General features: G+C 52.5%; 23 protein-coding genes. 13 read left to right on the forward strand and 10 right to left on the reverse strand.

Features of this window, described 5'->3' with window-relative positions; genetic code table 11:
* Window positions 1–19 precede the first annotated feature (19 nt).
* The 8 genes from NFC81_RS10610 (at window position 20) to NFC81_RS10645 (ending at window position 5,426) form a co-directional block, all read left to right on the forward strand.
* On the forward strand, window positions 20–1,531 hold the full coding sequence (locus NFC81_RS10610; RefSeq protein ID WP_304994459.1) for an RNA polymerase factor sigma-54: 1,512 nt from the start codon (window positions 20–22) through the stop codon (window positions 1,529–1,531).
* 121 nt (window positions 1,532–1,652) lie between these two features.
* Window positions 1,653–1,958 carry a ribosome hibernation-promoting factor, HPF/YfiA family gene (hpf, locus tag NFC81_RS10615; protein WP_304994460.1) on the forward strand — a complete coding sequence of 102 codons (306 nt, stop codon included), beginning with the start codon at window positions 1,653–1,655 and terminating at the stop codon, window positions 1,956–1,958.
* 9 nt (window positions 1,959–1,967) lie between these two features.
* A complete protein-coding gene (locus NFC81_RS10620; RefSeq protein ID WP_304994461.1) occupies window positions 1,968–2,420 on the forward strand; it encodes a PTS sugar transporter subunit IIA in 453 nt (150 codons plus the stop codon).
* A gap of 12 nt (window positions 2,421–2,432) precedes the next feature.
* Window positions 2,433–3,299: an RNase adapter RapZ gene (rapZ, locus tag NFC81_RS10625; protein WP_370529860.1), complete on the forward strand. Its 867-nt coding sequence runs from the start codon at window positions 2,433–2,435 to the stop codon at window positions 3,297–3,299.
* Entirely contained in the window at window positions 3,296–3,565 is a 270-nt protein-coding gene (locus tag NFC81_RS10630) for an HPr family phosphocarrier protein (protein WP_304994462.1), read from the forward strand. The genes rapZ and NFC81_RS10630 overlap by 4 nt, the downstream gene beginning before the upstream one ends.
* A gap of 6 nt (window positions 3,566–3,571) precedes the next feature.
* Window positions 3,572–4,117 carry a ribosome biogenesis factor YjgA gene (gene yjgA, locus NFC81_RS10635; protein ID WP_304994463.1) on the forward strand — a complete coding sequence of 182 codons (546 nt, stop codon included), beginning with the start codon at window positions 3,572–3,574 and terminating at the stop codon, window positions 4,115–4,117.
* A gap of 93 nt (window positions 4,118–4,210) precedes the next feature.
* Window positions 4,211–4,783: a sigma-70 family RNA polymerase sigma factor gene (locus tag NFC81_RS10640; RefSeq protein WP_304994464.1), complete on the forward strand. Its 573-nt coding sequence runs from the start codon at window positions 4,211–4,213 to the stop codon at window positions 4,781–4,783.
* Window positions 4,776–5,426 (forward strand): ChrR family anti-sigma-E factor, encoded by a 651-nt coding sequence (locus NFC81_RS10645; protein WP_304994465.1) that lies wholly within the window; start codon window positions 4,776–4,778, stop codon window positions 5,424–5,426. Before NFC81_RS10640 ends, NFC81_RS10645 begins: the two co-directional genes overlap by 8 nt.
* Before the next feature lie 32 nt (window positions 5,427–5,458).
* On the opposite strand, the gene NFC81_RS10650 is transcribed toward NFC81_RS10645, so the two are convergent.
* Window positions 5,459–5,953 carry a GNAT family N-acetyltransferase gene (locus tag NFC81_RS10650; RefSeq protein WP_304994466.1) on the reverse strand — a complete coding sequence of 165 codons (495 nt, stop codon included), beginning with the start codon at window positions 5,951–5,953 and terminating at the stop codon, window positions 5,459–5,461.
* Between the two features lie 129 nt (window positions 5,954–6,082).
* On the opposite strand from NFC81_RS10650, the gene NFC81_RS10655 reads away from it, so the two are divergent.
* Window positions 6,083–7,183: an aldose epimerase family protein gene (locus tag NFC81_RS10655; protein ID WP_304994467.1), complete on the forward strand. Its 1,101-nt coding sequence runs from the start codon at window positions 6,083–6,085 to the stop codon at window positions 7,181–7,183.
* A gap of 141 nt (window positions 7,184–7,324) precedes the next feature.
* On the opposite strand, the gene dapE is transcribed toward NFC81_RS10655, so the two are convergent.
* Window positions 7,325–8,455, reverse strand: coding sequence for a succinyl-diaminopimelate desuccinylase (gene dapE, locus NFC81_RS10660; protein ID WP_304994468.1), 1,131 nt, complete (start codon window positions 8,453–8,455; stop codon window positions 7,325–7,327).
* Window positions 8,456–8,535: 80 nt separating this feature from the next.
* Here dapE and NFC81_RS10665 point away from each other — a divergent pair, with 80 nt between their 5' ends.
* Genes NFC81_RS10665 through NFC81_RS10675 form a run of 3 tightly spaced genes read left to right on the forward strand, consistent with a single transcriptional unit; the run spans window position 8,536 to window position 9,846 of the window.
* Window positions 8,536–8,814, forward strand: a complete 279-nt coding sequence (locus tag NFC81_RS10665; RefSeq protein ID WP_304994469.1) for a hypothetical protein — start codon at window positions 8,536–8,538, stop codon at window positions 8,812–8,814.
* Window positions 8,814–9,185: a hypothetical protein gene (locus NFC81_RS10670; RefSeq protein WP_304994470.1), complete on the forward strand. Its 372-nt coding sequence runs from the start codon at window positions 8,814–8,816 to the stop codon at window positions 9,183–9,185. Before NFC81_RS10665 ends, NFC81_RS10670 begins: the two co-directional genes overlap by 1 nt.
* Entirely contained in the window at window positions 9,175–9,846 is a 672-nt protein-coding gene (locus NFC81_RS10675; protein ID WP_304994471.1) for an ElyC/SanA/YdcF family protein, read from the forward strand. The genes NFC81_RS10670 and NFC81_RS10675 overlap by 11 nt, the downstream gene beginning before the upstream one ends.
* A gap of 7 nt (window positions 9,847–9,853) precedes the next feature.
* Here the strand turns inward: NFC81_RS10675 and NFC81_RS10680 are convergent, their stop codons facing one another.
* Entirely contained in the window at window positions 9,854–10,489 is a 636-nt protein-coding gene (locus tag NFC81_RS10680) for a glutathione S-transferase (protein WP_304994472.1), read from the reverse strand.
* A 156-nt stretch (window positions 10,490–10,645) separates the two neighbouring features.
* Here NFC81_RS10680 and NFC81_RS10685 point away from each other — a divergent pair, with 156 nt between their 5' ends.
* Entirely contained in the window at window positions 10,646–10,891 is a 246-nt protein-coding gene (locus NFC81_RS10685) for a DUF1244 domain-containing protein (protein WP_304994473.1), read from the forward strand.
* Between the two features lie 206 nt (window positions 10,892–11,097).
* Here the strand turns inward: NFC81_RS10685 and NFC81_RS10690 are convergent, their stop codons facing one another.
* The 7 genes from NFC81_RS10690 to NFC81_RS10720 form a co-directional block, all read right to left on the reverse strand.
* On the reverse strand, window positions 11,098–12,831 hold the full coding sequence (locus tag NFC81_RS10690) for a PHB depolymerase family esterase (RefSeq protein WP_304994474.1): 1,734 nt from the start codon (window positions 12,829–12,831) through the stop codon (window positions 11,098–11,100).
* 211 nt (window positions 12,832–13,042) lie between these two features.
* The gene (locus NFC81_RS10695; RefSeq protein WP_304994475.1) at window positions 13,043–14,218 is read right to left on the reverse strand and encodes a VWA domain-containing protein; all 1,176 of its coding nucleotides are present in this window, start codon (window positions 14,216–14,218) and stop codon (window positions 13,043–13,045) included.
* 13 nt (window positions 14,219–14,231) lie between these two features.
* Complete coding sequence (locus NFC81_RS10700; RefSeq protein ID WP_304994476.1) at window positions 14,232–15,083, reverse strand: MoxR family ATPase; 852 nt, start codon at window positions 15,081–15,083, stop codon at window positions 14,232–14,234.
* Between the two features lie 173 nt (window positions 15,084–15,256).
* Window positions 15,257–16,396, reverse strand: a complete 1,140-nt coding sequence (locus tag NFC81_RS10705) for a beta-ketoacyl-ACP synthase III (protein ID WP_304994477.1) — start codon at window positions 16,394–16,396, stop codon at window positions 15,257–15,259.
* 143 nt (window positions 16,397–16,539) lie between these two features.
* Window positions 16,540–16,902 (reverse strand): hypothetical protein, encoded by a 363-nt coding sequence (locus NFC81_RS10710; protein WP_304994478.1) that lies wholly within the window; start codon window positions 16,900–16,902, stop codon window positions 16,540–16,542.
* Between the two features lie 98 nt (window positions 16,903–17,000).
* Window positions 17,001–19,607, reverse strand: a complete 2,607-nt coding sequence (locus NFC81_RS10715; RefSeq protein ID WP_304994479.1) for an ATP-binding protein — start codon at window positions 19,605–19,607, stop codon at window positions 17,001–17,003.
* Between the two features lie 192 nt (window positions 19,608–19,799).
* Entirely contained in the window at window positions 19,800–21,179 is a 1,380-nt protein-coding gene (locus tag NFC81_RS10720; protein ID WP_304994480.1) for a Type 1 glutamine amidotransferase-like domain-containing protein, read from the reverse strand.
* Between the last annotated feature and the right edge of the window lie 342 nt (window positions 21,180–21,521).

Consider the following 21,521-nt stretch of genomic DNA (forward strand, 5'->3'; position numbering starts at 1 on the left):
GAGCAGTATCAGGAGCGACATGAAGACCAGCTTGCAGCTAAAAATGGGCCAACAGTTGACGATGACACCGCAACTGCAGCAGGCCATTCGTTTATTGCAACTTTCGACTCTGGACCTGCAACAGGAAATCCAGGAAGCGCTCGACTCCAACCCCTTACTGGAGGTCGCCGAAGAACACGAACTGGATCATCAAGACAAAGACAGTCATTCAGACGCCAATAGCCAGTCCGATGACTTGTCGCTGCAAAACAACAATCTTTCGGAACCCGACGAGCGCCCCGCCGAAGAGCTTTGGAGTGAGCAAATCCCTGAAGACCTGTCGGTAGACAGTAACTGGGACGATATCTACCAGCATACGCCGACCAGCGCCTCCATGCCCGGCCCCGACGACGACTACAACTTCGAAAACCAGACCATCGCCGGTGACGACCTCTACGATCACCTCATGTGGCAGCTCAATCTGACGCCGATGAGTGAACGTGACCGTATCATTGCCACAGCCATCATTGACTCAGTAGAGCCCAGCGGCATGCTGTGCTCCACCATCGAAGACATTTTTGAAGGCTTGGAAGAAGAGCTGAGCACGCTGGACGACCCGCTGGAAATGGACGAAATGATGGCGGTACTGCATCGGCTTCAGCAGTTCGAGCCTACCGGGGTTTGCGCGCAAAATCTTAGCGAGTGCATTGTTATTCAATTGCGTCAATTGCCCGAAGACACTCCACACCGCAAAGAGGCTCTTCGTCTAGTCACCGATTTTTCGGACTTACTGGCGACGAAAGATTACCCACAGATTATGCGCAAGATGCGCATCAAAGAAGACCAACTGCGTGATGCCTTAATGCTGGTTCAGCAAACGAATCCGCGCCCGGGCACCACCATTTCCAACCATGAGTCAGAATACGTCATCCCAGACGTGATCGTGCGTAAAGACATTGAACACCACCGCTGGGTGGTGGAGCTAAACCCAGAGATTGCACCTCGACTACGTGTTAACAGTGACTATGCTTCGATGGTCAAACGCGCCGACAACAGCGCCGACAACAACTACATCAAAGACAACCTGCAAGAAGCCAAGTGGTTCATTAAGAGCCTGCAGAGCCGTAATGAAACCTTGTTAAAAGTGGCCACCCAGATTGTCGAACACCAAAAAGGCTTCTTAGAGTTTGGTGAAGAGGCCATGAAGCCCTTAGTGTTGCACGACATCGCGCAAGCCGTTGAAATGCACGAATCAACCATCTCGCGGGTCACAACACAGAAATTCATGCATACGCCGCGCGGCATTTTCGAACTGAAATATTTTTTCTCCAGTCACGTCAGTACCAACACCGGTGGCGAGTGTTCATCCACTGCCATACGCGCCCTGATTAAAAAACTGGTCAGTGCGGAAAATACGAAAAAGCCGCTGAGCGACAGCAAAATAGCCAATTTGTTGAAAGACCAAGGCATCAATGTAGCCCGCCGGACCATTGCCAAGTATCGTGAAGCAATGAACATACCACCGTCGAATGAACGCAAGAGCATTATGTAAAGAATAAATTAATCCAGATCAATGTCTTGAAACTAAAGTCAGCTACACTTATTACATAGATAGATAGCGTTTCCACTGGGTGGGTTTCACACCACCCCCATTCGTCAGAAGGAGTTATCCTATGCAAATCAACATCAGTGGCCATCATGTAGAATTAACCGACCCACTGCGCGACTATGTAAACGGCAAACTGGATCGCTTAGAAAGACACTTTGATCAAATCAGCATCGTGCAAACGACCCTCAGCATCGAGAAGAATCGTCAAAAAGCTGAGACCACACTGCATATCAAAGGCGGGCAACTATTCGCCGACGCTGAACACGACGACATGTACGCAGCCATTGACCTCATGGTCGATAAGCTGGATCGCCAACTTCTGAAACACAAGGAAAAGACCGTAGACCGTATGCACGGACACGGCCGCTAAACAAAATATATGCCTAACCTAAATGACGTCGTTAATCTGGAGCGCACCCTCTGGGGTGCGCCTAGCCAGAGCAAGAAAAAAACCCTGCAACTGATCAGTGATACAGTCAGTGAACTGTACCCGTCCTGTGAAGCCGATCAGGTCTTCAGCAACCTTATTGAGCGCGAGCGTTTAGGCTCCACAGGTTTTGGTAACGGCGTCGCCATTCCACATTGTCGACTGCTGACTTGTGAGGCTCCCTTTGGTCTGCTGGTCAAACTGGACGAACCCATCGATTTCGATGCATTGGACCAAAAGCCGGTCGATATCGTATTTACGCTGATCGTGCCGCAGGAAGCCCGCACCGAGCACTTGCAATTGCTCTCGCGTATTGCTGAGCGATTCAATGACGACGCACGCCTGAAAGCCATGCGTGCCGCCACCTCAGCAGAAGATTTCTTTTCTGCGTTTATCGCTGAGTAGCCCAGTATTTCTATGTCTATGGAGATGATCATCATCAGCGGCCGCTCTGGCTCCGGTAAAAGTACCGCGCTGAACGTGCTGGAAGATGTGGGTTATAACTGCATAGATAACCTGCCCGTCACCATGCTGCCCGAGCTCGCCAACGAGATGCTACTGCATCACATTGGAGCCAAGGTGGCGGTATGCATCGACGCTCGCAATGCCACCAAGGCACTGCGCCAGTTTCCCGAAATCATCGCTCGCCTGCCAGATAATATCGACCTCGACATCGTTTATTTAGATGCTGACGAAGCCACATTGCATAAGCGTTTTTCCGAAACGCGGCGCAAACACCCTCTTACGGGTGATGATGTTTCCTTGCAGGAAGCCATTCACAATGAGAGAGAGCTGCTCGACACCATCGTGAACATGGCCCACCTCAACATCGACACCACGGGCTTGTCCATCTATGAGCTGCGTGATCAGATTAAGACCCGCGTTGCCGGGACAACACGACAGGAAATGGCGCTGCTTTTTATGTCTTTCGGCTTTAAACATGGCAGCCCGCATGATGCCGACCTCGTGTATGATGTGCGTTGCCTGCCAAATCCTTACTGGGACCCAGCGCTGCGCAAATATTCCGGCCTCGACGAACCCGTCCAGCGCTTTCTACACAAAGAGGACGATGTGCGAGACATGATCAAAAGCATTCAGGATTATCTGGATCGCTGGCTACCACGCTACGAAGCCAATAATCGCTCATACCTCACCATAGGTATCGGCTGTACAGGCGGACAACATCGCTCCGTTTTTATTGCACAGCAGTTAGCCCAAATATTTCGTCAAAAGTATTCATCGGTGCAGCTCAGACACCGGGAGTTGAAGTCGACCCTGTCATGATCAGAGCTACTGTCACCATCATCAACAAGCTGGGCTTACATGCCCGCGCGTCAGCGAAACTCAACAAACTGGCGAACGAATTCAGTTGCCGCATCACGCTCGAAAAAGATGGCCGTAAAGCCGATGCCAAAAACATCATGTCATTGATGATGCTAGCGGCCAGCAAAGGCACCGATGTCATCTTAGAGACGGAAGGCGAAGACGAGCAAGCAGCCTTCGACGCAGTGACCGGGCTGATCAATAATTTTTTTGAAGAAGGCGAATAGCACACCATGGCCCGTAAAAAGAAGAAGCCAGAAGACGAGATCGAAATCGAAGTCGTCTCGAAATCCGAATTGAAGCGGGAAATGACCCGCTTACAGGGCATCGGCAACCGTCTACTCGAATTGTCTCCCGAAAAGCTTAAGGAATTTCCTCTCGACGAGACATTGCTGTCGGCGTTGTTGGAGTCACAGCGCCTCAAAAGCCATGAAGCCAAGCGTCGACAACTGCAATACATTGGTCGTTTGATGCGTGATGCCGATGAAGAGGCCATCATTAAGGCTCTGGATTTCCAAGACCCTGGCAGTGAAGTTCATCTGCAATTAACCGTACTCAGTGAGCGCTGGCGCAAAGAGCTGCTTGAAGATCCGGAGGCTACTGCCCGTTTTTTCGAAGCCTATCCAGACATCGAGCGTCAACCCATGCGCCAGTTGATACGCAATGCCCAACAAGAGGCAAAGCAATACGCTGATAGTGATCAGAATACCAACACCCAATTCAAGCACCGACGAAAGTTGTTTCAGGCCATTCGCGACGAAATTTTACCGTCGCTGTGATCCGGCTGAAAATACCGCTCGTAAACCAGAAAAATTCAACGGATTTGTCTGATCATGCGAGCTTACCAAACTACAACAGTGGGCAGGGCGACTGTGACAACACCTGATGAATGGGCAGATTGCCTAGAAATGATCGCCGGCGGCCAAGACCGAGAAGCATTTGCTCGGTTGTTCCGTCATTTCGCGCCTCAGATCAAAGGGTACGCACGGTCTTCCGGGCTTACCATGATGGGCGATGCATTAGCCGATGAGCTGGTGCAGGAAACCATGACGAACCTGTGGCGCAAGGCCCATCTCTTTGATCGGGCGAAAGCGTCGGCGACGACCTGGGTATTTACCATTGCGCGTAATCTCAGAGTTGACCTGCTGCGGCGGCAAAACAAACATCAGGGTCATTTAGATTCCGATGATATGTGGAACGAGCCACACACTGATGGTGACGGCTCGGACTGGGTAGAGCAATCCAGCGTAGAGCGCCACATTCGCATGGGCATTGGGCGCTTACCGGTCGAACAACGACAGGTCATTGGCAAGGTATTCTTGGAAGACAAATCACATCAGGAGGCTGCAGACGAGCTGGATTTACCCTTGGGTACAGTGAAGTCGCGTATCCGACTCGCGTTGAAGAAGCTGCGCGTTGGACTGGAGGTAGAAGGTTATGAGTAAATTTCATCCTGATGTCGATGTGCTCACAGAGTACGTGGCAGGTAACTTAAGCTATCACGAAACCTTGATGGTAGCGGTGCACTTGCACTACTGCCCGGAATGCCGCAAGTCAGCACATGAGCTAGAAGCTCTGGGTGGTGTTCTGCTTGATGATTTACCCGGCGAGCCGGTCGACGACCGCTTATTGGAAGAAACTATGGCTCTGCTGACCAGTGAAGGGCCGATCAAGCGGACACCGAAGCCATATACTGGTTATCAAAATCCTGAAGTACCGCGCCCACTTCAGAAAGCGATTCCTAATGGCTTTGACAGTTTGAACTGGCGCAAGTTACTTCCTCATTTGCAGGTGTGCGATTTGGAAACCAGCCCGGACGGCCCGACGATAACCTTGCACCGCATCAAACCCGGTGGTCGCATTCCTAAGCATACGCATCGGGGCACTGAGTACACGGTGTTGTTGAAAGGTGGTTTTTCGGATGCTTTTGGGGACTATAATACGGGCGATTACCTGTGCCGTGATGCCAGCCATGAGCACACGCCTGTGGCCGCTGACAACGAAGAGTGCATCTGTTTGACGGCCGTTGAAGCGCCGTTGCGTATGACCAGCTGGAAATGGCGCTGGCTCAATCCCTTCTTGAGCTGAGTGAAAAAAACCCCGACACGTCGGGGTTTTTTTTACTTCTGACTCAACATCTTAATGTGTTGAATCCCGTCTTCATCGTAGGGCTCACCGACAGCTGTAAAACCCAAACCCATATAGAAGGCTTGCAAGCGATGCTGCGCGCCAATCTCAATCTGCCGCTGCGGAAAAGCATTGCGAGTCCATTCCATGGCTCGTTGCATCAACTGCTCCCCCAGTTTCAGACCACGATACGCCGGTGCGACTACTACCCGACCGATGATCGGTAGTCCGTCTGCTTTCGGTGGCAAGATACGAGCGTAAGCTGCTAACTCCCCGTCAACATAACCTTGCAGATGCCAAGCCGTCTGATCCTGATCATCCAGCTCCGGATAAGGGCACTGTTGCTCTACCACAAACACATTCACCCGCAGTTGCAGTATTCGATACAGCGCAGTATTGCCCAGCCGTTCGAAAGCATCCACTTGCCAGCTTAGGGTACCTTTCGTAGGTTCAACCGAGCTTGGCAAACCATTCAACGCAGAAAACATACGCAATCCTATGTAACGAGCTTAAAATTAACCGACCGGACTGCCAATGAGCCAGCACGGGAATTGTTCGCTGGTCTCTTAACCTATACACTCCAGCCTTCCTATTCTTTTACTTGGAGACTGTACTTCATGGCAGGCGCACCATCGCTTTCCCCTGTATCCGTCACTACGGCTAACTTCCCGGGTGCTCCGAGCGATTCGCCAGCCCGCCTATTCTGTCTCCGCAACGGGCCAATAGAAGTCATCTTAACGAATGAAGGCGCGAGCATCTATCGCATCCTTACACCCGATGAGCAGGGCGCGATTGACGACATCGTCTGCTACAGCCCTCAGCATCAACATTTCGCAGGTAGCTTAGGCTACCTGGGCTCCACGGTAGGCCGTTACGCCAACCGCATACTGGGCGCTCGCTTTACACTGGCGGGCGAGACTCATAACTTGGTGGCGAATGCGCCGAACGACATGAGCATTCACGGTGGCGAAAGTTGGCATAAGCACGTTTGGAATACCGCAGTAGAGGCCGACAATGATGTCGCAACCGTTACCTTTTCTCGGCGCTCACCGGCCGGTGAGGGCGGCTTTCCGGGCAATGTCGACGCATCGGTCACCTATCGTCTCAACGCCAGCGGTGAACTATCCATCGACTTCGACGCCACTACCGACGCCCCAACGGTCATCAACCTGACCAATCATGCCTATTTCAACTTGAACGGTGCAGACTACCAAAATCTCGATGAGCAATGGTTCATCATCCACACCGACACCTTAACAGCCACCGATGCAGCGGCATTACCCACGGGAACCTATGCACCCGTAGCCAATACCGTGTTTGATCTATCTCGTCCCACTCGCGTCAGTGCGCTGCTCAATCCCTTGGCCAACGAACTGGCCACCACCAAGGGCTTTGACCAGAACTATGTGTTTAAACGGGTGAATTCAGCAGAACTTAAGACCATGGCAACGGTGGTCAGCCGCCGAAATGGCCGCGTGTTGCAAATCGCCAGTACCCAACCAGGCATGCAGTTCTACACCGGTAACTATATGGGCGGTACACCCGGCCCCATCGCAGGCCGGACGTATCAGGCGCATCAAGCATTCTGCTGCGAACCGCAACACTTTCCGGACACCCCCAATCAGCCTGCTTTCCCGCCCTGCACCGTTACCCCGGAGCAGCCCTACCACGAACGCATTGTTATGCGCTTTGGCGTAGAGCCTATCGGGAACATCTAAAAACCTCTTTTTTTCAATCTGGCGGCGTTAAAAATGACCTCGAAATGCTCATTTACTCCCAGTAAACTGCGCTTTCTCAATCATTATTGCCTAGCCAGATATTCGCCTCCGAGGCTTTTAGATGCTCCCTACGGGTAACCTTTAGGCGAACAGCTTGATCAACATCCGATAGTACATCTCGGTCAGCAGGTCCAGATCTTCAACACTGACCTGCTCATCGACCTGATGTATGGTCTTGTTGACCGGGCCCAACTCCACCACTTGCGAACCCATTATAGCTGCAATAAAACGTCCATCGGAAGTGCCACCAGCGGTGGACAGTTCAGGCGTATGATCACGCACATCGCGCACCGCCTGCACCACTGCATCGACCAAAGCACCTTGGGCGGTTAAAAACGGCATGCCTTTCAGCTCACACGTCAGGTCGTACTTCAGTCCGTGCTGGTCGAGTATGCTGCGCACTCGCGCTTCCAGTTCTTCGGCGGTGACTTCGGTCGAGAATCGGAAGCTGAATTGCAAGGTCGCGTCGCCAGGAATCACATTGGTTGCGCCGGTACCGCTGTTAAAGTTCGCTACCTGAAAACTGGTTGCCGGGAAAAACTCGTTGCCCTGATCCCACTCGGTGGTTGCCAATTCCGCCAGTGCGGGGGCCAGCAAGTGGATCGGGTTCTGCGCCAAATGTGGATACGCCACATGGCCTTGCTTACCGTGTATGGTTAAGAAACCCAGCAAGGAACCGCGACGACCGTTTTTAATGATATCACCCACTTTAGTGGTGCTCGAAGGCTCACCGACCAGCGCCATATCAATATGATCTCCGCGTTCTTTCAACGCCTCCACTACCTTCACTGTACCGTGATAGGCGTGCCCTTCTTCGTCGCTGGTGATCAACATACCGATCTTGCCACGGTGTTGCGGAAATTCAGTGACGAAACGCTCACAGGCCACAACCATGCTGGCCAGGCTGCCTTTCATATCAGCAGCGCCACGGCCGTGCAGTATACCATCGGCCACTACGGCGTCGTACGGCGGATGTGTCCACTTGTTCACGTCACCGGTTGGGACGACGTCCGTATGGCCTGCAAAGGCCATCACCGGCCCTTCAGTACCGTGTGTGGCCCAAAGATTTTGCACGTCTTCGAAGTCCATGCGTTCAATAGTGAACCCTACGGCGGCCAATCGGTCAGCCATTAATTGCTGGCAACCGGCATCGTCGGGCGTTACGGAAGGGCGTTGAATCAAGGCGCGGGCTAATTCTAGTGTTTTGCTCATGTCGCTGGAGGTGTCTATTGGTTAGAATAAGGAGCGGGAGTATAGCAAAGTAGCATCACTTCCCAAACTCAGGGGGACGCATGGCAACCAATTTTCGCAAGCGATTGGCCGATTGGATAACCGCTAGGGCTGATGCGCAGGTAGAGAACCTCGCCTTGTTTACGTCTGGCGGAATGATTTTCGCTGTCGGAGCTCTGGTGATAATATTCTCGGAACGACAACTGGTGCCGTCCATGCAACAAGAGATTGTGGCGGGCATCGGCGTTTTTATTGCGGTCATCGGGCTCGCCCGAGCCCTCTGGGGCTACCTTGGCATCGGCTTGTTTAGAATACTCAAATACTTTATATCGGACTCCTGATGCAAAACGACATCGAAATATACCTACACAAACAAAGTCCCGCACAAATCATTCAATGGATGACGACGGTGTTTGGCACTCCGCCGGAGTCCCGTAGCTCAGCCACTAAGGGCACCGTTCGGCTCAGCATAAACACGGAAAAAGGGGCGATTCCCGTTATGCTGGTACAGCGCGGCAGTTGGTATTCCGTATGGTTTGATTCGGATAATACACCGTGGAAAACCGATTTAGAATGTGCTCAATCGGCGGTAGCAGCTCTAGACGCGAAGGCACGCTGCAGCGACGGCGGTTGGCAAGAAGGCGACGATCCCGATCAATTTTTGGAAGTGTCGGCGGAGGGTGTGACCACGGTCATCTGGCATGATGAATAATCCGCTAAGGCGCTGGTATGGCACAGGACGCAAGCGCCGCATTCTACGTCTTGTTGCTTTGATCTTTGTGGGACTGAGCGCCTTGATATCGTCTACGGTGTGGTTTGCTGACCAGTGGTTTGGTTGGCAAGCTCGCGGGCAGGTGTATACCGACAAAACCCAATTGACGCCGAGTCGCTTTGGGCTGCTACTGGGCACCGCCAAATACCACCCCAGTGGCACTTTAAACCCGTTTTATCAGGCACGCATTGCAGCCGCGGCCGAACTGTATCACGACGGTTTGCTAGAGTTTATTCTGGCCTCGGGTAACCACAATCCGCCGTTCTATAACGAGCCACGGATGATGATGCAGGATTTGATTCAACTCGGTGTGCCAGAAGCAGCCATTTTGCAGGATGGCGAAGGTACACGCACCCTCAACTCGGTCATTCGCCTTAAAACCGAGTATCATCAAGACCATGTCATCATTATCAGCCAGCAGTTTCATATCGAGAGAGCACTTTACCAGGCCAAGGCTGTTGGCATCGATGCACAAGGCTTTGTTGCCGTAGATGCACCACCCAATTGGCACTGGCGCGTACGTGTCCGCGAAGTGCTGGCGCGCCTGTACGCCTTAGTGGAAATACATTTGCTGCGCCGAGCTGATCTCCCCGCTGCGTAGAGGGCAGCTATCGGTTTCGCAACCGCGACAAGAACAACAGCAGATCAGGCGAAATTGCCGGCAGCAAGGCAGGGTCGGCGTATTCCACCATAGCAAGATGCCCCGCCAGTGAGATGTCTGCGATCGTTAGCCGTTTGCCCACCACATAGTCGGCTTGCGACAATGTTTCCAAAGTTGGTGCCAACAACACCTTGGCCTTGTCGATCAATTCTTTGCGGTTACGCTCCCATTCCGTTACACACCCCGTACCGAACTTTCGCTCTTTAATGAAGATAAACAAGTGCCGATCGGTAGGCTTACGCATTTGCGCAGCAATGCCCGGCGAAGCAATACGAAACAGCACATCCTCTAATTGATTATCGGTCCAGTCCAGATAAGCCCACGCCGCAGCCTCCATGCCTTCTGGCACCAAGTCATTCTTGGTCAGGGTCAATAAGTATTGGAAAATATCCCGCGACTCCATCACGACATTACCGTCGTGGACCAACGCCGGTACCATGACGCGTCCGCCCGTCACTTCAATCAATTCATCTCGATCACTGAACGGCACATCTTTCACTTCGTACGGCAACTGCAGTTGATCCAACAGAAACTGTACTTTCAGCGCGTAGCAGCTGTAAGGGAAACGATAGAGTGTGATCATGATGACTCCTTACTAAATACCAACAGCCCCTTGGGGCAACCCACTTGCCAACCTACACAGTTGATCCTCTCAGTGTAGATCAATTGACACCCTCAGGTAGCAGCCTGTGCCGTGATATACTGGCAAATTATTGTGATAGATCAATGGGAGCGCGTTATGGATCAGCAAACACGTATAGAAATTGAAGCCGCCGCTTTTCGCCGCTTACTGGAACACCTCGATAGTCGCAAGGACGTGCAAAACATCGACCTGATGAACCTGGCCGGTTTCTGCCGCAATTGCTTAGGCAAATGGTATGCCGCAGCGGCCGAAGAACGCGGTGTCGAACTGACTAAGGAAGAAGCTCGCGAAACGATATACGGCATGCCGTACGACACATGGAAAGAAAAGTACCAACAATAGCGTTCCAAAGAATGAGATGAGCATCCTTGCTCATCTTTTGCGTTCTGTTGTCATGCTGGTTTAGGAAGGTTCTAAAAACCTTCAAGGCGAAAGGCTGGCTAGGCAAAAATGTCCGCAAATGCGCAGTTTACTGAAATGTAAATAAGCATTTTGAGGTCATTTTTAACAACGCCAGCTTGAGAAAGGAAGGTTTTCGGATACTCCCTTTAGTTAGGGCATTGACCCGCGACGTAGTACCCCGCCGACACCTCACTAACCCACGTAAAAACACCCGATAAGCCACCCAGAGACTCATTACCACCGGTGGTAAAGTAACCCATCATGTAATAGGCTCGCCCGGCTGAATTATGATTCAGGTTGGTGTTGTAGTGCTGTGTACAGGTAAAACCTGGGTCTGGGTCCGGCTCAGGATCTGGAACGGGTTCACCGCCCTGCGTCTGACAGGCTTCTGGTTGCTGCGTATACCACAGGCCAGGTTCACCTTCGGTCAAGGTAACGCTCGACCAACTGTCCCAAGCAAAGCCGATATCCATTTGGTCGCCGCTCGACAAGGCACGCAGATTATAATTACCACCCGCTGTCGCGCGGCCACTGTTGATGTGCGCCACCGGTGACGTGGATTCCACCACACAGGTTTCCAATGGTTTGTTCGGGTCCACCACTATTACTTGACGGATGGCCGAGCCGGTTACGCCCTCTGAGTTGGTCGCCACATAGGTACAGTAGTAAGTACCATCCACATCGACATTCACATCACAGGTCGTATTGACCGGCAACGAACCCTCAACGGGGTCTACAGCACTGGCACCGGGATCATAAAAGGGCTGGTTGATTTGCAGCGTCATTGGGTTATCACCCAATAAGGTGACCACAGGCTTATCAATCGCACCGCTAGCATCACGCGCGTGGCGATTGAAGAAGTCCCAGATCAAGTCTGGATACACTGGCCCTTGTCGCACCGCCCACTTGCCTTCGTTGCCGTCTTCACCACCAATCCAATAGTGTCCGTGATCAGTATCGTTCGGGTTGGCGGTGGCTAGGGGCCCGGTGTAGAACACCGTTTCCACCACCGAGCGGCTATTCATCGTACCGTCTTGCGTGAACCGTTCATGTACGCAGGAATAGCTTTGTTGATAGGTGTAGGCACAGGCCGAACTGTCGGCGCGCGCTGTGGTCAGCGTGTTGTGGTCGGGGTCACCGAAAACCGCCAACCAGGAGTCACGAATATTGCGCCCCGCTTGCGGAATAACGGTACAATCACGCTCGTTCTGCAAGACCATCATCGGAATCGGATAGTCGTCATTCACCTCACGCTGCATGTCATCAGCCACGCGTGATATTGAATGGAAGGTCGCACTGCCTGGACACTGTCCGCTCAACGACACCGACGAAGCGGATTCGCCATAGGGTAACCCCGCCGCAGACGCAGCAGCAGCCCAGTACTCATTGTGTGCAACCGCCGCAACAACAGCCATAGCACCACCGGACGACAACCCCGTGATAAAGCGACGGTTCGCATCCACACTAAAGTTACTTTCTACTTCCTTGGCAATTTGCACCAAGTCTTCCACTTCACCACCGCCTTCATGACGGTGCTCGTTGAACCAGAAACCCCAGCAATTTTCGTTGCGCAGTCCGTTGTACGACGTAATGAACGGCGTGACCAGAATGAAGCCGTAGCGATCGGCAGCCTCTTTCATGCCCCAATCGTTCAGCACGTCGCGCTCGGTTAGGCGACAGCCATGCAGCGCCATCACCATCGGGCTCACGCCCGTTAAGCCAGCGGGAACATAGACGGTGTAGTTGCGGTTGCGCGATTGCGGATAACTCTTCTGAGTGAATTGATAGGCGTATTCAGTACCCGCAACAACGGTACTGGAAAGGGACGCCATTAGGAGCGACATCGTCAGGGCGAGCGCCCAGCGTACGGGTTGTATCATGGTTTCTTCCTCTTCTTATTGTTGTTTTCATGCATACATCAAACAGCATGTGAAATATGAATCGTTATTCATATTTGAAGCCATATTACACAACCTGGATAAAAAATAAACAGCGAAGGGGGTTGATTTTTTGTGTGAGGATCGAAGAAACGGAGGGCGGCAATCTTAAACACAGCAGGCTGCTGAGTCCCTTTAGGTGTTCAGCAGCCGGTCATACCAAGGCTTTTATGGCGCGACCTAAACCGTCCACCGTCAGAGGATACATGCGGTCTTCCACTAGCTCTTGCACCATGCTGATGCTGTGCGTGAACGACCAATGTTCTTCGGGTACAGGATTCAGCCAGACCAGATCCTTAAAGTGCTCGGACAAACGACGAAACCAGACAGCACCGGGCTCCTCGTTCATAAAGTCGATACTGCCGTAGGGCGCAGCGATTTCATACGGCGACATAGAGGCATCACCGACCACGATCACCTTGTAGTCCTTGCCATAGGTGTGCAGCAGATCAAACAAACTCATCTGTTGATGACGCCGCAGTAGGTTGTCCGTCCACACGGCGTCGTAGGTGAAGTTGTGAAAATAGAACGACTTTAAATGCTTAAATTCGCTACGACAGGCCGAAAACAGCTCTTCACAGACTTTAACATGATCATCCATGGAGCCACCCACGTCCAACAACAACAGCACCTTTACCGCGTTGTGGCGTTCCGGTTGCATCCGTATGTCGAGCATGCCGCCGTTGTGCGCGGTAGAACGAATGGTGTCATCCATGTTCAGCTCTTCTGCACTGCCCGTGCGGGCAAACTGCCGCAACTTGCGTAGCGCCATCTTTAGGTTACGCGTGCCCAGTTCAACGTGGTCGTCGAGATTTTTATATTGCCGCTGCTCCCATACCTTGGCTGCACGTCGGTGTCGGCTTTCACCGCCCACGCGCACACCATTGGGGTTGTAACCGGCATGACCGAACGGACTGGTACCGCCGGTGCCAATCCATTTGTTGCCACCGCGATGCATGCCTTCTTGTTCGTTCAGACGTTCTTGCAGCGTTTTGAGCAGTTCATCCAGCCCACCCAAGGCTTCAATGGCGGCTTTTTCTTCTTCACTCAGGTGTTTGTAGAACTCCGCATCCAGCCATTCCGGCGGAATAGCTTTGCCTGCGAAGGGGTCTGGCATGTCTTCCAGCCCCTCATAGAATGCAGCAAATGCTTTGTCAAAACGATCAAAATGGCTCTCGTCTTTCACCATAATCATGCGCGACAGGCGATAGAAGTCGTCCATATCGGCAAAGGCCAGCCCCGCCTGCAAGCCCTGCAGTAAAACCAGCAGTTCCTTCACCGTAATAGGCAGGCCATAGTGGCGGCAAGTCAGAAAGAAGCGAATCAGCATGGCATTGTCCGGCTTAGGTGCGGGCTTTCTGCCGGCTCAAAAAGGCCAGGCGTTCCAATAACTGAACGTCCTGCTCATTCTTCAACAAGGCGCCATACAGCGGCGGCAGAGCCTGCTTGATGTCACCTTCTTTGATGGCGTCAGCGGCCATATCGTCCGACACCAGTAGTTTCAACCAGTCAATCAGCTCCGACGTTGACGGGCGCTTCTTCAACCCTGGCAATTCGCGTACTTGAAAGAACACATTGAGTGCGTCACGCACCAACTGGTTCTTGATGCTCGGCAAGTGTACGTCGATGATCGCTTGAAGGGTTTCTCGATCTGGAAAGTCTATATAGTGGAAGAAACAACGGCGCAAAAAAGCATCCGGCAGTTCTTTCTCATTGTTGGAAGTGATGATCACCACCGGCCGCTGTGCCGCCTTGACGGTTTCACCGGTCTCGTACACATGGAATTCCATGCGATCCAGTTCAACCAGCAAGTCGTTCGGAAACTCAATGTCGGCTTTGTCCACTTCGTCGATCAACAACACCGCGCGCCGCTCAGACGCGAAAGCCTCCCACAGCTTGCCGCGGCGAATGTAGTTCTTGATGTCGTGCACTCGGTCATCACCCAACTGGCTGTCGCGCAAGCGCGATACGGCATCGTACTCATACAAACCCTGGTGAGCCTTGGTGGTCGACTTCACATGCCACTGAATCAGCGGCATATCGAGTGCAGCGGCAATTTCCTCCGCCAACATGGTTTTACCCGTACCCGGCTCGCCCTTGATCAGGAGCGGTCGCTCCAATGTCATCGCAGCGTTCACCGCCAGCTGCAGTGCCTCGGTGGCGATGTATTTGTCAGAACCGGTAAAGCTACCCATGAATCTATATCCTCTTAAAACGAACACATCATTTCGCCCAAACGGTTTGGAGATAACCTCGGAGGCGAGAAGCTGGCTAGGCAAAAATGGACGAAAACGCGCAGTTTACTGGTAGTAATCGAGCATTTGAGACCATTTTTAACGACGCCAGCTTGAGAAAAAGGGGTTATCCCCTACCGTTTGCGAATCACCAAACTACCAATGGAGTACCCTGCGCCAAAAGAGCAGATCACCCCAACGTCACCGGATTGCAGGTCCGCTTGATGCAAGCTGAACGCGATGATTGAACCTGCCGACGCTGTGTTGGCGTATTGGTCCAGCACAATAGGCGCTTCATCTGCAGTGGCATCACGCCCCAGCAGCTTACGGGCAATCAACAGGTTCATGTTGATGTTGGCCTGATGCAGCCACCAGCGCCGCACATCAGCAGCCCCCAAACCATGCAAGGCCAGGTGGCTGCTGATGTGATCAGCTGCCATAGGGCACACTTCTTTAAACACTGTACGGCCCTCTTGGTGAAACAGTTTATCGGGCCCGAACGGGTCGGCATCGTTGGTCCGCGACAGATAACCGAAATTGGAGCGAATGGTATTGGAAAACAGCGTCTTCGCTTGCGTACCCAACACGTCATACACGTGCAGAGCATTGGCTGTGTCACCGCGTTCCAGAACCACTGCGGTGGCGACATCACCAAAGATAAAGTGGCTGTCACGGTCGCGGTAGTTCACCTGTGGCGATGTCAGTTCGGGGTTAATGACCAACACCGCCCGTGCGGTACCCGATTTGATCATTTCGTACGCCCGATGCTGTGCAAAGGTGGCCGCTGAACAGGCCACCAGCATGTCGAAACCGAAGCCATCAATGCCGAGCGCATTCTGCACTTCTATAGCAATGGCGGGATAAGCTCGCTGCGTATAGGCACAACTGACGATCACGGCGTCAATGTCACTGCCGGTTTTATTGGCGGCGGCCAACGCCTTTTTTGCGGCGGCCAAGGCAATCTCGGCCTGATGACTCAATTCAGAATCTGCACGCTCCGGAATGTTGGGTCGCATGCGATCCACATCCAGAATGCCGTCTTTGATGTACACATGGCGTTGCTTTATGCCGCTGGCCTTTTCTATGAAGCCCGCATCGGATCGCGCCGCCGCTTTCACCTGCCCTGCTTCTATTTCGGCAGCATGCTCGGCATTAAATCGGTCAGCGTATTCGTTCAGTACCTGTACCAACTCTTCGTTGGTGAGTACGTTATCCGGGGTCCACAGACCGGTGCCGCTGATGACAACATCAGCACTGGGTTGAGGCAGGCGCATGAGTAGAATCCTTATACATCAGATGTAAAAGAACGAGTGTAGCAGGCCAAGCGCAAAGAGGTGAAACGACGTGACACATTAGTGACACAAAGAGTGGGAATCGGCCAGGCCATGGTAAAATCGCCCAGCCGATAACGAACCTCTCAGAATGAGAACAGGTCAACCGTCAGGCCTATACCGGCCAGCACCATCGTCAACACCACAATCAAACCGATCACAATCACCAACGACAGAATGGCGACCATAAAGCCTTTTAACCAAGTGGTACCCAAGGTGAACGCATAAATCGCCGACCCCACGATGACCGCGATGGCCAAAGCAATACCTTGCTGTGGCACGAAGCGCTCCAGCAACAATGATAGCACCATAAGTAATATGACAGCCGCCAGCGCCGACCAAAAACCCGTATTGCGCGCGCGTACGATGCGCGCCGCAAACATGACAGGAATAACAGTCAACACCACCAACACCAATAGAAACAGACTGAGCTGCAGAATTTCAGACATTCTCTACCATCCTTTTTGTCCATTGATCATCGAAAACCACAAAGTTACCTTAGGCTCAGCCACCCTAGCACAAACTCAAACCGATGAAATGATCTCACTTACCTGACCAGCCATTTCTGCACAGTCTTTCTCAGCTGCTCCATACGCACGGGTTTAACCAGCACATCGTTCATACCGGACGCCGTACAGGCCTCGCGATCACGCATACTCACATTGGCCGTGAAGGCAATAATCGGCTGCGAGAAGCCTTGGGCGCGCAAGCGTTCACTGGCTTGCAAGCCATCGAGGTCGGGCATTTGGATATCCATCAGGATCAAATCAACCGAGTGCTGACGGATGTAGTCAATCGCCCGGGAAGCGTTGTCAAAGCCGTGTACGGTGGCTCCGAGCTTTTCCAGCAAGGCCGTCACCACACGCAAGTTAATAGGATTGTCGTCCACCGCTACAATATGCGCATTGTGTAGCGACTCGGTAATCGGCAGCACCTCCGAGGCATTCAATGGCTCCCCAATCCAGCGCCGCAAATGATAACGCCCGTAGGGTGCAGCCTCGAATTCGACGCCAGGCATTACTGGCAAGTCATACACCACCGACTCCGGCAGGAACCAAAGTACCTTGCCATTAGTCGCTCGCAATCGGGCCAAAATATCTGAGTCATAATGCCGACTAAAAACCAACCAATGCTCGACATTCGCGCTATCCAACTCGGCATCATCAAGCTCTTCCATCAACACGATGTGTGCATCCATGCTGATGAGGTCTTGCCGAGCCAGCTCCGCCATCCGTTGCCAATGGGGGGCATACAGTATAGCCATCGACTTTTGTATACCCGGTGCCAGGGGGCGCTCTGTCGACATCGGCAACACAAAGTGAAACGTACTGCCCTCACCCGGCGTGCTGGTCACATGCAGTTCGCCACCCATCATGTGCACCAAGCGCGTACATATCTGTAGCCCTAAGCCGGCACCGCCATGGCGTCGTACCGAAGAGTCATCTACTTGCGTGAACGCATCGAAAATAACGTCCTGATGCTCGGGGGCAATCCCCACACCAGAATCAACCACCGCAAAGTACAAATGGTCTGCGGCATCAAAACGCACCTGTATGCTAATACAACCTTCATCGGTGAATTTGTAGGCATTGCTCAACAGGTTCGCCAGTACTTGCTTTAATCGGCTTTCGTCGCCGACGACCACAGAGGGGACTTCGGGAGCCACTTCTATTAATAAATCCACTTCCTTCAATTCATTGTTGGAGCGGTAAAGATCGCACACATTCTGCAGCATACGGTCGAGATCAAAGGGAGCCTTGGCCAATTTCATCTTGCCTGCACTCATTTTCGCCAGATCCAATATGTCGTTGATCAGATACAGTAAGAACTTTGAGGATTGATGAATGGTATCCAGCTGGCGGCGAAACCGCAGCTCAAGTGGTTGCGACTTTAGTAACTCAACCGTACCGTGAATGGCATTCAGTGGTGTACGCAATTCATGGCTCATGTTTGCCAAGAAACGCTCTTTAGCGAGCACGGATTCACGGGCGAGACTGACCGCTTGCTGTGCTTCACGAATGCGCTGCTCGCGCTCGCGGTACACCAAACCCACCTGATAACTCATCACCTGTGCCAGTAATAACACCTCAAGGCCGACAGAAATCAGCCCCAAGTGCTCAATCAAAAAGGTATCGGCAATGTTTATATTACGTAGCGAGATGGTAAAGAAAGCAGGTATCACGAAGGCCACATTAGCCACTAAATAGAAATACGCTACTTTGTTGCGTTGTAGTGCCTGGGCAATGCCACAGCTAAGACCGTATAAAGCAAAGATACCGACTCCGTAACGTGCCAGTTCAAGTGACCACTGCGGTTGCAACATGGCCACCGGCCAAAACAGCATCATCAAAGAAATGGCGGCAATGCCGAGATAGAAGAAACGCGGGCTGCGCTTTTGCGATATACCCAATAGGATCATCACAAAACCAACGTAGGCAACGTTGGAAAACAAAATGGGTACACTGGTCAGATAGAATCCGGTCAAGCCAAACAGGTCTCGCAATACCAGATGCGAAGCGCTGTTGAACACCAGGTTACCAATGATAAAGCCGGCATACAGAGTGTCACCGAGCGAACGCCGCCAAAGCCCCATTACGATGTAATAAAAGCCCAACGCCAAAAATATCCCAAGCCCCACCAGCGTAATGGCCATGGGGACGCGAATGCTTTGCCGGTACTGCGCATCGGTCTGCAGATACGGCTCTGGGATGGCGATAAAGTACGGACTGTCTATACGCGTGAGAATACGGTAATCGCCCGAGGCCAAACGCAGCGACTGTCCGTGGCGCAAGAAATATTCGCCGCGTTCAGGGTCAGTGACACCGCCGTGCAACTGCGCTATTAACTGGCCATCTTGGTCGTAAACGTAATGAGTAAAGGAGGCAAGAACGAAGGTATTGCGGAAGTCGATAACAAGGTGCTCTGCTTGCGCTAACGAGAGCTGCGTACCGTACCAAAAGGTGCCTCCCGTCAGCCGGACGCCAGTGCCTGTCGGTCGATCCTTGACGGCATCAAAGTAGCCACTTGGGCTATCAATTGCAGAAGGCGACATTTCAAGCCAACGCCCGTATTGGTCGTATGCCAATGCCTGAAACGGCAACGCCAATAGCCCTGCCAACAACGCTCCGTTAAACCAAGTACCGAGTCTGAGCACAGCATCCCCTTCTACAGCCGCTAGAAAGCAGACATCAAGTTCTATTTATCAGTGTTAAACGTGATGAGTGACTCGCATCATTACTTAAATAAGGGTAGCTGACAATGCGTATACAACAAGAATCTAAACGAAGTGCAGAAAAGGGTGAGCCCGAGCGGGCTCACCCTTTGAAGGGTAACTGAACAGATCGAATCAGTAAGGGTTGCTTGGCGTGTAGAAGCTTCCGTTGCGACCATCGACCCCAATACGAATCGGCGTCACGTTACTGCTGTTATTGGCGAAGTTGTAGGTATCGCCCGGCAGGAGTTTGTAACGCAGCATATTGCTGATAATAACCGGCTGACCGCAGCTCGTCTGCTGGTAGCTCGTCTGCCCGTCAGCACGTACAACGTAGACTTCGTACGCGCCATCGACCACCGCTTGCCCATTGGCCGTCACCCATAGCGATGTCCCTTCAGACACACCTACACCTCGGGTACTCGTTGGCAAGTGTGCTTGCAACACCATCAAGCGCCCCATACGATCACGCTCATAAAAGTGTGTATCCGTAATGACGCCAGCCAATGGTGGCGCATGCACGAAGTCATCGCTGATGTTGATCGTGTTATGGCAGAAATCGGTGACGACCTCCGCACTGACGGCACCCGCCACACCATCGGGGTCATAAATAAACTCACCCAATACGGCATTCCCAGCCGACGTACCACCAATTACCCCACCTTTGCTGTACACGTACTGAATCGCGTCCTGCACCTTTGTGCCTTCCCACTGGTTCAAGTAGTCTGACTGGTCACCACCTGACATAAAGACAAATTCAGCGGTGCGAATCACCCAATCCACATAGTCTGAATTGGCTTTGTTTCGGGTGTCGACGATCAAGGTTTCGACGGAAGCCGCGTTGGTGAGATCCTGCAAGTAGGTGTTGTATGCGCCCGTACCCGTCGTCCGCAATACCACAATGTTTCCGCCCTGGATGTGCGGTGCTACGCGCTGGCTGAAGGCCGCGTCCACGTCGCTGCCACCGCCCATAAGCAGTAAGGCAGGTTCGTCCAGTTCCACACAGGTGTCGTCCAACGACCCAATGCGATAGGTGGTTAGACCGCCGGGCTTACTTGGTCGAGGGCCGTAGTCACATTGCTCGCCACCAGGTGCACCTCCATTGCCGCCCCCCGCGAAGGTGACGTTCAACTGATAGTTGCCCGTACCACTCCATCGCGTCACCTTAATATAATGACGTCCCGGCGCAGCCTGAGTGTAGGTGCCTGTTTCCGGGTTGTTGCTGGTTTCACCGGTGAGTATGGCGCCGCCCGTTTCACGATAGAGAAACCAATCAAAGTCCACATTGTTGCCATGGCTCAAGCTGATGCTGATATCACCGGTTTCAGTGCTATCAATGTAAAACCAGTCAACGTCATTTCGATTATTGATACGAGCGTTCACGGTGACACCAGAGCAGACCGGTCCATTGGCTAAACTCTCCGTATTGTTGTTTTCTACTTCTTCTGTCAGACAGGCGATAGCAGGCGCACTGAGCAACCCAAATAGCATGCTGGTGATCAGTAGATGCTTCATCGTTTGTTACCTTTGTTGTTTTTATATTTAAGTGGGCGTAAGCCCCGTATTTCTGTTGCCGTGATCGCACAGCAACGAGAAACCCAGTCGCGACGACTGCGTAACGAAACACCGAAATGCAGAGAGTGTGAGGTGAGCGAGCAGTGTCCTTCCAATGCGGAATGACGCCTTAGGTCACGCTAATAAGCAGCAGTAAAAAAGAGGGTCAGTCCACGAAACGAGCACCTGTCCACATGCAACGATGTGAGGTGTCGCTATTCGTCAAACCATTCGGAAAGGTGGTAATCGGTCGCACAGGCATGCAAGTCGCTATGGTCAGCGGAGCCAAAAGCATGAACTTTT

The organism is Salinispirillum sp. LH 10-3-1, from assembly GCF_030643825.1.
GTDB lineage: Bacteria > Pseudomonadota > Gammaproteobacteria > Pseudomonadales > Natronospirillaceae > Salinispirillum.